The sequence below is a fragment of the Candidatus Nitrospira neomarina genome (genome assembly GCF_032051675.1).
GTDB lineage: Bacteria > Nitrospirota > Nitrospiria > Nitrospirales > UBA8639 > Nitrospira_E > Nitrospira_E neomarina.
This window is the reverse complement of the sequence record NZ_CP116968.1, coordinates 3,879,550-3,892,788: the sequence shown is the minus strand read 5'-3', so window position 1 is coordinate 3,892,788 and position 13,239 is coordinate 3,879,550. Positions and strand designations below refer to the sequence as shown.

Annotated in this window: 11 protein-coding genes; 3 read left to right on the top strand and 8 right to left on the bottom strand. The window is 48.9% G+C overall.

Annotated elements, in window-relative coordinates; genetic code table 11:
* Positions 1-99: 99 nt before the first annotated feature.
* From PQG83_RS16785 to PQG83_RS16755, 7 genes are all read right to left on the bottom strand, one after another.
* Entirely contained in the window at positions 100-558 is a 459-nt protein-coding gene (locus tag PQG83_RS16785) for a hypothetical protein (RefSeq protein ID WP_312743499.1), read from the bottom strand.
* A 696-nt stretch (positions 559-1,254) separates the two neighbouring features.
* Complete coding sequence (locus PQG83_RS16780; protein ID WP_312743497.1) at positions 1,255-1,617, bottom strand: tetratricopeptide repeat protein; 363 nt, start codon at positions 1,615-1,617, stop codon at positions 1,255-1,257.
* Positions 1,618-2,195: 578 nt separating this feature from the next.
* A complete protein-coding gene (locus tag PQG83_RS16775; protein ID WP_312743494.1) occupies positions 2,196-3,095 on the bottom strand; it encodes a response regulator in 900 nt (299 codons plus the stop codon).
* 45 nt (positions 3,096-3,140) lie between these two features.
* Positions 3,141-3,506: a response regulator gene (locus PQG83_RS16770; RefSeq protein WP_312743491.1), complete on the bottom strand. Its 366-nt coding sequence runs from the start codon at positions 3,504-3,506 to the stop codon at positions 3,141-3,143.
* 69 nt (positions 3,507-3,575) lie between these two features.
* Positions 3,576-4,028, bottom strand: coding sequence for a cupredoxin domain-containing protein (locus PQG83_RS16765; protein ID WP_312743489.1), 453 nt, complete (start codon positions 4,026-4,028; stop codon positions 3,576-3,578).
* A gap of 431 nt (positions 4,029-4,459) precedes the next feature.
* The gene (locus PQG83_RS16760; RefSeq protein ID WP_312743487.1) at positions 4,460-5,173 is read right to left on the bottom strand and encodes a response regulator transcription factor; all 714 of its coding nucleotides are present in this window, start codon (positions 5,171-5,173) and stop codon (positions 4,460-4,462) included.
* Between the two features lie 11 nt (positions 5,174-5,184).
* Positions 5,185-7,158, bottom strand: coding sequence for an ATP-binding protein (locus tag PQG83_RS16755; RefSeq protein WP_312743485.1), 1,974 nt, complete (start codon positions 7,156-7,158; stop codon positions 5,185-5,187).
* A gap of 371 nt (positions 7,159-7,529) precedes the next feature.
* On the opposite strand from PQG83_RS16755, the gene PQG83_RS16750 reads away from it, so the two are divergent.
* On the top strand, positions 7,530-8,636 hold the full coding sequence (locus PQG83_RS16750; RefSeq protein WP_376753605.1) for a Rieske 2Fe-2S domain-containing protein: 1,107 nt from the start codon (positions 7,530-7,532) through the stop codon (positions 8,634-8,636).
* Between the two features lie 60 nt (positions 8,637-8,696).
* On the opposite strand, the gene PQG83_RS16745 is transcribed toward PQG83_RS16750, so the two are convergent.
* A complete protein-coding gene (locus PQG83_RS16745; protein ID WP_312743480.1) occupies positions 8,697-9,725 on the bottom strand; it encodes a response regulator in 1,029 nt (342 codons plus the stop codon).
* Between the two features lie 804 nt (positions 9,726-10,529).
* Here PQG83_RS16745 and PQG83_RS16740 point away from each other — a divergent pair.
* On the top strand, positions 10,530-12,047 hold the full coding sequence (locus tag PQG83_RS16740) for a CUAEP/CCAEP-tail radical SAM (seleno)protein (protein ID WP_312743478.1): 1,518 nt from the start codon (positions 10,530-10,532) through the stop codon (positions 12,045-12,047).
* A gap of 369 nt (positions 12,048-12,416) precedes the next feature.
* Positions 12,417-13,115, top strand: coding sequence for a DUF169 domain-containing protein (locus tag PQG83_RS16735; RefSeq protein WP_312743475.1), 699 nt, complete (start codon positions 12,417-12,419; stop codon positions 13,113-13,115).
* The last annotated feature ends 124 nt before the right edge of the window (positions 13,116-13,239 follow it).

Below are 13,239 nucleotides of genomic sequence, written 5' to 3'. Positions count from 1 at the left end.
CAGAAAAAAAAGGGGAACAATCCATGAATGATTCAAAAACGAAAACCCAGGAAAGGAGTGAGATCTTCAAAAATGGTTTCCCTTACTTGCGAAATGCACTCAGTCTTTTGATTGAATCAAAATACCCTTTCGTGCGGTTCCACCACCCGTCTCAACATTTAAAAATGTGACGCCGGATCGTAACCCTTCTGGCACGACGACTTCCACGCGTTCATCATCCACAAACGAAAATGCTTTGGCCGGGACTGAACCAAAAGTCACACCGTGCAAACACTCTTTTTTCTTTCCGAAATACTTTCCTTCTACCACAACACTATCACCGGTTTTCATTTCGTCCGGTTTTACATGATCAATTTGAGGACGGACGCTGGAATCACAGATGGGATCATTTTTGACCTTTTGTTCATCAAACCCCTTAATCGATTCCGGAATCACAAAACCACCTGACTCTTCCACAGATTGACCAGGTACTCCTTGTCCCCAGGAACCAGTCACCCCGATCAGGCCAAAACCTAAAAAAACAAGGGGTCCAAATAGATAGGAAATCCTCACCAACATGAGAAACCTCACAAGTTAGAGTGTTAGAAAAGTGTCCCTTTGCCCTCATCAGACAGGGCAACAATGGACCAATTCATCGATGGTTTTTTTCTTATTAGATTCCTTTGACCACCCCATCGTCAATCACACCTCACATTGGAAACAATTTCGCAGGCTCAGAGAACTCCGAAGACTCAAAAAATTCTATCGCAACAATTTTTTTTTGCTTTCCACCCCGTTGAACTATCTCAGATTCAAATACCTACCCAGCCGAATTTTTCTTCGGCACAAGCGAATGCATTACGCTCGTCGCTCCATGCATCCAGACCACCATGGATAACGGGGCCAATCTGATTGAAATAAGTGCTTCCAGGCCGATAGAAAGTTGTATGTCTAGTAAGGATGACTATGTAAGTGAATTTGGACTCTCCAATGGATCCGTGGCGATTGGAATTCAGGCCTCTCCGAGAATCCCCTGGAATCGAAGGACCAAGTTACATTCGAACGTTTCGAGTCTCTCCAAAATCGCTGGGGAAGCCCTCATAACTGTGACGAGATAATTGAGGCCATTAGAAGCTATGTCCCGACAAAAACGTGGTCGTGGAAATCAGCAGGTCCATCTCACCATCGTCGGGAAAATTCACCGGAGGCATTGCACAAAACATTTTTGGCAAAATATGACAACCAATCTTCAGGCACGTTAATAGAAAGAGCCCCTTATCCCAATTCCTGAATCAGAGCACGCATCTCGGGCACGAGATCCCCACCCCCGCTGGAACGGCCTGACAAAGCCGCATCGATACCAGCCGCCAGCACAGTCTTGGCCTCCTCATGACGCTTCAGTCCAGCCAATGCCCGTCCTAAAGCCAAATGGGAGGCGACATGTATGGGATCTAATGTGACCGCAACACGCAGGTGCTCCACGGCTTCTTCAAGATGCTCCCCTTCCTTCAGTAGCTTGTCTCCAAGCCCATATCGTCCTAAAAACCCATCGGGTTTTTTCGCCACCATTTGGCGAAATATATCAATATCCATGCTATAACCATCCTCCCCAAAAATATTGATGTAGCCTCCCATCATACCATCCCCTTCAAGGGATCAGCCAGAAGGCCACATGCCATGCACACCCTCACCTCTTTGTGAGAAGACGAGAGGTAAAGATCGGCCACTCCAATGGTAACCCATGCTCACTAAGACAAATTCACGAATGGAAAAAACAATTACTACCCATTCCTGTCACCTTGATCCATCAAATCCCATCTCATAATTCGGTGCCTTTTGACCTGTATATTCCCATTCAGCCGAAAAGATGAGAAAGATTGACTCTTTTCTCAAGGTAGGGGAGGTAGTTTTCGATTTTGTGAGGGTATGGACAGCGAAGAGATGGTGATGGACGTGGGTTAACTTTTTCAGGATGCCTGCCAAACTGTTCATTACATCTGCATGTCTAGCCGGTCAAGACCCACAGTAGACTTATGAGTGGAAATGGACGTTTCATGGGGAACGAACAAAAAAAACACCACAACAAACCCGGAGATGGCAGGTGCCCAAAAAGACTTGACTGATAAAATTCCTGGCAAACCCAGCAGTTTAACCCCCTAACAAATACATTCAGGTAGTTTGAGGGAAAATTACTTCCCCATCTCCTCCATCCCGCTTCACATCTTCTGAAGATTTCCCTGAAAACCGGTGGATTTCTTTAAAACTTTTCCTACGAGAGAACTCAGCTCAGGAAGATCATGCGGCTTTTTCAGCACTGCCTCGAATCCGGACTCTAACGCCTGCCTTCGAATCTCCTGATTTGGACTCCCTGTCACCAAGACAAATGGGGGGCAACAACCATTAACCACATATTCAAGATTTCTCCGTAACTGAATGCCATTCATCGCAGGCATTTGAAAATCCGTCAGGACGAGGTCATAGTGACTCATCTGGATGTGGGTAAATGCCCAGGCCACATCAGAAACCTGGCTACATAGATACCCTTCGAGTTCCAAGTATGATTGATACAGGTCCAAAAGTTGACGGTCATCATCAATAAGCAGAATTCTTTTTGTGTTGCCTCCTGCCCCAGTGCTGAGAAAATTCTCCTGGCGATCTCCACCAGCCAACATCTCCAGAGAGTAGCATTCAAGCATAATGGCTCTCATCAGGTGAATAAAATTTTCCCAAGCATCATATGTTTTTCCATCCATGCCTTCCCCACCCAATTCCGTCAGCACATGCAAGAGCGCATATACGACAGGAGGATAGTGCTTGCTTTTAATGCCATATTTTTTGTGCCGTTCCCCTAATTGAACGAGGAAAGAACGTAATTCCTCAGGGTTTTCCATGTGCAAGACCAGTGTGCGGAATCCCCTTAGAAACGCCGCATATTGTTGGGCTAACTGGGCCTGAGGGAAAAAGGTCTGAAACTCCGGAAATTTATCAAACAACACCTGATAAAATCGAAAAACGATCTGCTCTCCGTGAGAGGCCACGATCTCAAAACTTTCCTGGATTCGTGATATATCAGGAGTGGGAATTCCCGGAGTAATATTCAATTTACCATTCTTCATGGCTGCCTTTCTGAGGATAAAAATCCTTCCTGCGTTCACAGGTTTCTAATAAAAGAGTCGCAGACATTTATCGGTCAATACGTCTGGAGCGATCGGCTTGATGAGATAGTCCATCGCTCCCTTAATAAGGGCAAGCTGCATTTCCGGTCGATGTTCAGAGGGTGACATCACGATCACTGGCGGAAGCGTTGAAGCCTGCGCTAATTGTTCCAGCATAAGAAGGCCTCCCATGACCGGCATGCATAAATCGAGTAGGACCCCATTGACCGTATGATGTTGAAGAGTCTCAACTCCTTCCTTCCCATTGGCAGCAGTAAGAACCTCAAAGCCCAGGGCATTCAGACGATCTTTTAGAAACAGGAGGACGTCTGCATCATCGTCGACAATAAGAATGCGCTTTTGACTTTTCATCGTAATTAGCCGTCATCTTATGGAGAGGTCGTCCCATCCATGACGTTGTAATGCATACCTACCACCATCTCACTCCTGAAAATCCTTGACATCAGTGATCGTGAGGTGATCGTGTACCGTACCTTGGCTAATGACCGTGTGATGGGGAAGAACAATAATTTCACCCTTCATGATGGGATGAAGCACGCAATAATAGGAATACCGACCGGGAGGTAGGGAAGGGATCGTGAATTCCTGCCCGGGTTGAACGCCACCCGTATCAAATGCGCAAGGCCCACCTGTTCGACAACCATCGTGTGTGACGCTGTGCGGTGATGAAGTCGGATTCACAATATGAATCGAGACTCCATCGGGGACAATAGCCAAAGCCGGTCTATAATAGGGTGCCCAATAATCCATTGAGACCCTCACATCCGAATGCTGGGTGGAGGCCCGTGCAGGGCCACAAATCGATAGGAATAAAAGGAAAATTCCTAACACAGTCAGGGTGGGAGAGGTTCTTGCCCAGTTCAAATTTTTCATCAGTTCACCTCCCGATTCCTTACTTCTTCCAATCTGTTGTTGTGTTTAACCATATGGTAATTTTCAAACCCATAAAGGATCTATTTGATTTGTGCCCCATTCAAATAAAGATTTTATAAAGATTCCTGATGGCCCCAATTCCTGATTCCTGTATAGATCCTTACGGTGTTGGCAGTGACAAATTTCATGAAATACAGAAGAACGGATTGAGTCACTCACCAGCCCAGGAGCGAGTAAAGAGGCCATACATTCAATCCGGATGAGCATGGCAGGACCTGCCAAAAGGTATTTGGAAGGACGTTGCGCTGGAAGAAGGTCAAGCCAAGGCGGCCTAAGAAATTAGGAAAGAAACCACAAAGAGAGGGAATGGTTACAGCAACTGGGAAGGTAGGGGACTATCATTGATAAAGAACACCTCACATGCCGGACAATCAGTGGGTGTTCTCATCGTCCTTAAAATCGGTGGCAAATCGATAGCCGACTCCGGGATCGGTGAGAATATACTGAGGTCGTGCCGTGTTTTTTTCCAATTTTTTCCTTAGATTTCCAATAAATACACGTAAATATTGAGCCTGCTCGCTATATCCCGCACCCCAAATGGCCCGGAGAATGGTTCCATGCGTCAAAACTTTTCCCGAATTCTGAATGAGGTACTTCAACAGATCATATTCCGTCGGGGTTAATTTCACCGCCTGGTTTCGAATGCAGACATTTCGACTCTCGAAGTCAATCTGTAAATTTCCAAATGTGAACACGGGATCGGTGCCGTAAATTGAGGATGTCCTCCGCAGGACTGAACGGATTCTCGCCGTCAGTTCTTCCATGCTAAACGGTTTGGTGACATAGTCATCTGCCCCAACTTCGAGAGCTTCAATTTTTTTTGCTTCTTCCCCAATTGCGGAAAGGATAATGATTGGAATCTGGTAGGTTTCACGGATCTGGCGGGTCAGGTCGATGCCATCCATTCCGGGAAGCAGTAAATCCACGAGGGCCAGGTCCGGAAGGCGGTGGCTCATAATTTGGAGGGCCTCTTCTCCGGTGTCGGCCATCAGGACTTCATATCCTTTTGCCTCAAGATTGATCTGTAAGGAACGACGAATTTGCCGCTCATCATCCACAGCTAATATTCGAGATCCATGCGCCATGGCTAAACCGTTTACTCCTCTTCCCGGTCAAAATTTATCATGGGGGGTGCATCAGGAATCGGCAACGTAAAGCTAATCGTCACGATTCGATTCCGTGATTCGGCCCAAATTCGACCACCATGGGCTTCGACCATACCTTTACAGATCGCCAATCCGAGACCGGTCCCACGAATGAGTCGGGTCCGCGGACCCTTTAACCGATAGAATCGGTTGAAAATACTGACCAATTCTTCCTGAGGGATTCCTTCTCCCTCGCTGGAGACCCTTACCTCCACCTGGTTAGGCGTCATGCGGCCAACAATGCTGACCAAGGACCCTGGGGAAGAATATTTAATGGCATTATCTAACAGGTTGATCAGGACTTGCTGAATTTCCATCCCATCCACAAAAATAGGTGAAATTTTCTCCCCAAGGTTCACTTGCAAAGATCGGCTTTTCAAAGACATTTCCAATCGTCTAATTGCGCCTTCGACCAAATCTTCCAATAAATGCCATTCACGATGAGGGACCAGCGTTCCCGCTTCAACCTTTGACATGTCCAGAAGATTATCAACCAATCCATTTAAAAAATCGATTTCCTGATTGATACTCTGGAGAAATTCCTGCTGCACCTTGGATGCATCCTGTTTCGAAAGTTCAATCAACCCGGCTATGGAGGCCTTGATGGCCGTCAGTGGAGTCCGTAATTCGTGAGAAACCAAAGACAGAAGAGCGGTTTTCAGGGCATCGCTTTGACGAAAGGCCTCAACTTTTGCGGCCTCACTTTTTCGTAAATTTTCCTCTACCTGTTGTCGTTCAAACCCATTCACGAATATTTCTCCGGCCATTTGGAGGAGCCTGATGTCTTCTTCGGACCAGGTCTTTTCATGCTGGACTGAATCAAAGCCAAGAAACCCGAACAACTTTCCCCGCAAGACCATGGGCACAATCACCAGCGATTGGATTTGCTGCTTCTGAAATTCCTGCTTTTCGGCACTCGCCTCGAGTGGTAGATTTGCCACGCTTGAGATTTGAAAAAACGGACCGGAGATCAGACGTTTTGCAAACCAGGGTATCTCCTGCATTCGAAGGCCCTGAAGTCTTGATAGTTGGGGCTCAATACCCGCCTGACACCATTCATGGGTATTATTCATGGTCGTACCATCATCCTCAAATATAAACACATAACTTCGATCCACCCCTCCAAACGTTCCGATAGCTTCCAGCGCCCGATTGATCTCCGCATCCAAATCTTTTGCTTCAAGACTGATGAATTGGGTTGAAAGATTCGTCATGAGATTTTCAATTTCGATTCGATAGCGTAGAGCCGTTTCTATCCTGGAACGTTCCTGGATTTCATGCTCAAGTTCCTGATTGGCCAGTTTGACCTTTCTCGTGATAAGAATTCCGAAAATGATCACTAAGGTACCGATCAAAGATTCCCAAACGATCATGTTCGAGATCTTTTCCTGGGAATTTCTGCTGTATAACTTGACCGCCATGTTGGCAACGTCAATCAACCGGGCATTTAAAGCCAGGAGTCCGTCTAACTCCAAAGAATATCCGGGAAGATCGGAACGCGTTTTCAAAAAGGTATCGCCCCGCTGGATAAATTCGCCCAGGAGTGATTGTTGCTCACCTAATGCCTGTCGTATTTCCTGGGATGGGGGGGGAGGAAGGACCGCCGTATCGCCACTTTCCTGGTTTATCATGGCCTGTCCACCCACGAGTAAGGCATCCAGATTTTGGTTCAGGATCTTTTGGGTGAACCGGTAATCAGCAGGAATCCCTTGCGAAATCAATAAAATTTCATTCATGAGTCGTTGAGACAACATTCGCTGTTGTCCCGCCAGATCTACCATCACACTGTCGAGCTTTTGATTCTGAATGGTGGTGATCGTATAGAGGAGGATGCCGAACAAGGCTAAAATAAACATGGTGGAGAGAATCAATAACGCTCGCCCGATTGATCCTGTTCCCAGCCATGCACGTTTTGGTGGCTTCACGACTTTCCATCCTTTAAGGTCGACCCTGGTCGCTCAATCCATACAATAAAGGAATTTCCTGACTTTCTCATCATACCCCAAACTCTTCGATATTTTTCCAACCCATGGGTTGCGGGTATGTGAGTGGCCAATGACCTAAGGAGGCTTTCGAAAAAGTATCCTTCCGACTCGATATTTTTGATCACAGGATCTATACTGTGCTCCATTAACGAATCATTCGAGTCCCTACCCTCTTCACTCTTCATCTCGCGTAATGCCAGTCCAAAACCTCATACGATTCCGGTTATTGCTCTATATCGCTGAAATTTCACAGGCCTTTCCCTTCACGAGTGTTTTCTTTCTTGGAGATATTCATGAATAAACAATCTCAAATGCACTTAGACAGACAGAAAGTAAGCGACGCTCTCATTGTTCTTGAAGGCTCTGCCTCCCGACCCGGGAAATCGCCTCTCACATCTGATTTACGAAAAACAGGTCTTCACCCGGACAATTGGTATCCGCTCGCACGCTCCAGAGATCTGAAAAAGGGAAAAATGCTTGGAGTGTCCTTTGCCGGCAATCCCATCGTGTTAGTCCGAACCGAAAACGGCATCGTCTATGCGCTCGAAGACCGATGCGCCCATCGGCAGGTACCGCTCCATTGCGGGGTGGTGCATGGAGAGCATGTCCAGTGTGGGTATCATTCCTGGACATTTGACCGGACAGGGCGATGCATGGGTGTACCCTATTTAGAAAAAAACCAACCACGACCAGCAGGAGTCAGGAGTTTTCCCTGTCGTGAAGCCTATGGGCTGGTATTTGTGTTTCCGGGGGCAGCGGGCCGGGTGAATGAGATCGAGTTCCCTGATATATCCTTCGCAGATGATCCACAATATAAAACTCGATACCTTGACCGTCAGGTGGGCTGCCATTACTCATTCATGCATGAGAACCTAATGGATATGAACCATCAGTTTTTGCATCGTCGACTCATGGGCGGGATCCGAACGGTCTTTCTGGAACTTCGAGAGCGGCCGCATGCCGTGGAAGTCGATTACACCTTCTCTCGAATCAAAGGCGCCCAACCACTCGGAGAGAAACTCATTCTAGGAAGAACCAAAGAATCAGCAGGTGGGCCAAAGCATGATCTGATGACCATCTGTACCAACTATCCCTATCAAACGCTCCAGTTTTGGACAGCCGGAAGTATTCACCCCGCATTAAATCTCTGGAATGTGTATGTTCCCGTTGATCCTGCCCAACGAATCAATCACACCTTTGGGTTGATGATGGTCAGGAAACCTTCAATTCCCGGGCTCATCCACCTCTTGTGGCCGTTTATTGTGTGGTTTACCAATGGAATTTTTGCACAAGACCGGTGGATTGTCGAGGAAGAACAGAAAGCCTATGATCGCCAGGGCGCCGATTGGAACCAGGAAGTTTTTCCGGTGATTCAGAGTTTAAGAAGCTTGTTGGGTCGGGAAGGCATTGCCAGCTGAAAAGGGTTTTCCAGGCAGCAGCCGAATGCCACCTTTGTGCCCTCGGTTTCGGTACCTTGCTCAGACCACATGGTGGGCAAAAAAGTACGGTGCCTCTTTTTTTTGCATGATCCTGCGACAGGCTTCCTTGAGAGATTTCAGATGAAACGGTTTGACAAAAAACCCCTGAGCCCCCTCCTGTAGCAGTTGCCGGAGGGCTCGTTCGTCCGACGCGCCAGACATCATCATCACCGGCATTTGATGTCCCAACCATCGTAATTCATCCAGCATGGTCCGCCCATCCATAATGGGCATCTCCATATCCAATAGAATACCATCTACCGTTTGGCGGCTTGCCACAGCCAAGCCTTCCCATCCATTTCTCGCAACAAGGACCTCATATCCCCATTCCTTGAGCGTCTGACTTAACAGCCTGCCCACAGAAGGGTCATCATCAACCACCAACAGACATGGACGGACCTCCTGGTCCTCGGTCTCGTCGGAGGACAAACTCCCGGATGCTGTGGTGAGTGCCTGAAGGGTTTGCAGACAAGAAGGGCAATAGGTATGCACAAGATCGACCCCAGAGAATTTGAGATGGTCCATCGACAAAAAGGACGCTAATGTCTGACTTCCTTTCGCACCAGCCGGCGGTACAAGGGGATCCGGCACGCGTTCACACCATGCGCACGAAGAAACGACTTGGGAGGGAGTCGAGGTTGGGAGACAATGCCGTAACACATTGGCCTTGGAGATGACTCCGACAAGATTCTGATCACCCACCACAGGCATTCTCTGGATGTGTTTTTGGGTCATCAGATGCAACACGGAATCAAGCGATTCACTCTCATGCACATAAACGGGCGGGGTAATGGTATCTTCGACCCTGAGTTCATCCAGCGAATGTAATCGTGAAACGGCCTCGAACAGCCGGAGGTCCGACACGACTCCAAGAATTTTGCGGGTGGAATCAACCACCGGCCATCCACAATATTGACCGGAGAGGAATTGCAAGGCCAGATCGTTCTCGAATTTTCCACTTCTTAGTGGTAAGGCTTTTGGGTCCATTAAATCTTTTGCCAATGGAGGAGATGAAGGCAGATGGTTCATGAGAGAGCCTCTCTTTCAAACCGGTTTCAAACTGAAAACCATTGGGTGAAGGGGGAGGGGGATGAACAAGTACAAAAATGATTGGATGAGCAAAAGAACTAATTCATAATTCAAAGCAAAATATAGACCAAAAAATATAGGGCGAGGCTTAAATTAAAAATGTCTTATATTTCATATTGTTTTCATAAAATAGATGGGAATTGGCATCTCTATTCCTCAATTTCAGCGAAGGTTTATGCCTTAAAAAACACAAAGACATTAGGGGAAATCCTACAATGTGAAGGTTGGAACTATCCGACGGACTGAAAAAATTTTCCGGTAGACATCCAACCATAAAAAAATATATGCAGAATGATCGATTATAGGCATTAAGAAGCAAGCAGAAAGTTTTAAAGCCAATTCATAACTTGTCCCTGGTTTTAACGGGCAACTCCCTTAGGGGGAACCTCAAGAACAAGCATGTAACCCCTGCTTGCGGTGTTGGGAACTGAGGGAACGACAGTGAACCCTTCAGCATGGCAGTTAGAGAATCCTTAAGGCAGAGTCCACCTCTATTCCAAAAACGAAAAACGCGGCTCCCAATAGAGGGAGCAGCCCCTTGGTTCTTCTGGACTGGCAGAGAAAGTCTCCATACCTTTTTGTTCGATCACAATACTCAAGAGTTTGGCCTCAGGACATGACCGAGCCAAAGCACGGCTTTGGCCATTAAATATTGTCCCCAGGGCCCACATAGACCTCATTTGCGCCGACTCTCAGGGGTGTGCTACCAGTGACATCTCCCCATATGGAAGGCAGCAATGGACCATGGAACACGTTACCGAACCTACAATAGAACGATTGTTGCTCAGGGAACCGGGCGCGATCATGTTGGTCTCCTGTTATGAATTGGGCCACCAACCTCTTGGCATCGCCCAGCCGATGGGATTTCTCGAGCAAGCCGGGTATTCGCCAGTTGGCCTCGACATCGCCGTTGAAACCATTGATGAACCGGCTCTCAGGCTCGCCAGATTTGTCGGGATCTCGGTACCCATGCACACCGCCCTCAGGCTTGGGGTGCGCGTAGCCGAGCTGATTCGCGAAATAAATCCAGCCTGCCACATCTGTTTCTATGGCCTGTACGCCTCGATCAATGCGGAATATTTGCTTCAGGAGTTGGCCGATACTGTGGTGGGCGGAGAATATGAGCTTCCGCTACGATCACTCATTGAGACACTCGATGGAGGTCAGACGATCAAACATCTCGAGGGAGTGAGCTTTCCAAACCTGGTCGTTGCCCCCTATTTGAAGCGGCCCTACTCAACCACTTCAACAACGTCCCAACCAATCCCAAGTCGGACAGGACTCCCGATGCTGGAACAATATGCCCGGCTCGAAGAGAACGGGACAGAACGACTGGTCGGGTACGTCGAGACCAGTCGTGGATGCCTTCATCTTTGCCTTCATTGCCCCATCGTGCCGGTCTATGAAGGGCGATTCTTCCTTGTCCCGGAGGCCGTTGTCCTCGAGGACATTCGGCATCAAGTACATTCAGGCGCAACGCATATCACTTTCGGCGATCCTGATTTTTTGAACGGGCCTGGGCATTCCCTCAACATTGTTCGCAGGATGCATGAGGAGTTTCCGCATCTGACCTTTGATTTCACCGCAAAGATCGAACACCTTTTGAAGCACCGTACTCTGATGCCGGACCTTGAAGCACAGGGTTGTCTGTTCATCATCTCCGCAGTGGAGTCGTTCAGCAACAATGTTCTGAAACTGTTAGACAAGGGGCATACAGGAACTGATATCATCACGGCGCTCGCCATTCTGCGCGAAGCCGGCATCACGCTTCGCCCGTCGCTCGTGGCCTTCACGCCCTGGACCAGCCTAGACGATTACCTTCATATGTTGGACATGGTGGAAGACCACGATCTGATCGACGCGACCGACCCCGTACAGTTGAGCATTCGTCTCTTGGTGCCGCCCGGCTCGGCACTTCTCGCCAAGTCCGACATTCAGAAGTTTCTCGGTCCACTGGATCAAGCCAGCTTTCAGTATCCATGGACACATCCGGATGAGCGGATGGATCAACTACATCAGGCGGTGAGTGCGATCGTGGAAGCGAGTGCCAAGGAAGAGGAAGATGCGATGGTAACCTTTGATCGTATTCGAGCGAGTGCCGATAAAATAGCCGGGCGGCCCGCTGAGACCTCGACTCGGACAAGGGTGAGCAGGCATGATCGTCCGAAGCCCCCCCGGTTAACGGAATCATGGTTCTGCTGCGCTGAGCCGACAACCCAGCAGTTCAGGCCGTTGCTGACAAAGGGGCATGGGGAAATCTAGTAGGCTGTCAGAGAACGATGTTGGCTCGCTGAGGCCTCGATAGACCCCAAATGTGGCAAAATAGAAAAATGCTCACGCAGGATACTCAAAAGAGCCGTCAAGTCCTGTCCTGAGGCCCTCGAAGGGAAGGCCGCAGCAAGTGAAGGCCCGAGGCAGACCCTCTACGTTGAGGGTCTGAACGAAGCGACCTGCCTGCGCGCTTGCGCGTCGAAGCGTGCTCCAGCGCGTAGACGCGAAGCCGCTTTCAGCCTTGGTAGCTACTTCGGCGAAGGAAGCGCGGCGAAGGCAGGGAACGACGCTGGCGGATTTTTTAGCATCCTACAAAAATGGATAGATGAGGCACATATAGAGTTGAGAAGGGGATGAGACGTGGAATCTGAACTCAAAATTCAAGGCACGAAGATACAGGAACTTTTAGGATTAAAAATCCCCGCAGTGGCCATCGCATTTCGGAATACTGCACCTCCGGGTATTCCACGGGTCACCACTCCTGCACCGGCAGGATGCGGCTATTGGAAGCTCGCGGCTGAGGGCCAGGCCTTCTATACGGAAGGATCGGATCACTTTGGTTGTCCGGTCGGAGCCCATACCCACGGTGTGGAGCTCCCACCCCAGGTCGCGACGGAGCTGAACGGTCTGGTACAGACGATGGTGGACATGCAGTACCTTACGATGAAAGAAATTCCGATGATCCCGCATCGAGAAGAGACCTTTCACGTGGCCGTCTATGCGCCACTCATCCAGGCCACTTTCACTCCGGACGTGGTGCTGGTTCGAGGGACCGTCAAACAGCTGATGCTTCTGGCAGAAGCGACACAGGCAGCGGGCGTACCCGGCGGCAGTGCGACCATGGGACGGCCGACCTGCGCTGTGTTGCCGGAATCACTGCAATCGGGACATGCGGCGACCAGTTTTGGCTGTATCGGAAACCGCGTCTACACCGGACTCGGGAACGATGAGGGCTACTACGCCATTCCCGGTGCCAGAGTGGCCGACGTCGTGGGTAAGTTGGCAGTCATCACCGAGGCCAATCGCCAATTGGAGGTGTTTCATCGATCCCGCTTGTAAATATTCGCTCCAACTGCCTCCTGGCAGGAAGTTGGAAAACCATAGAACCGCTTAATCGTACCCTCTCTCCTGTATATTAAAAATCCGAACCATGCAGGCACGAAGCTCACGGAATTTTCCAGCC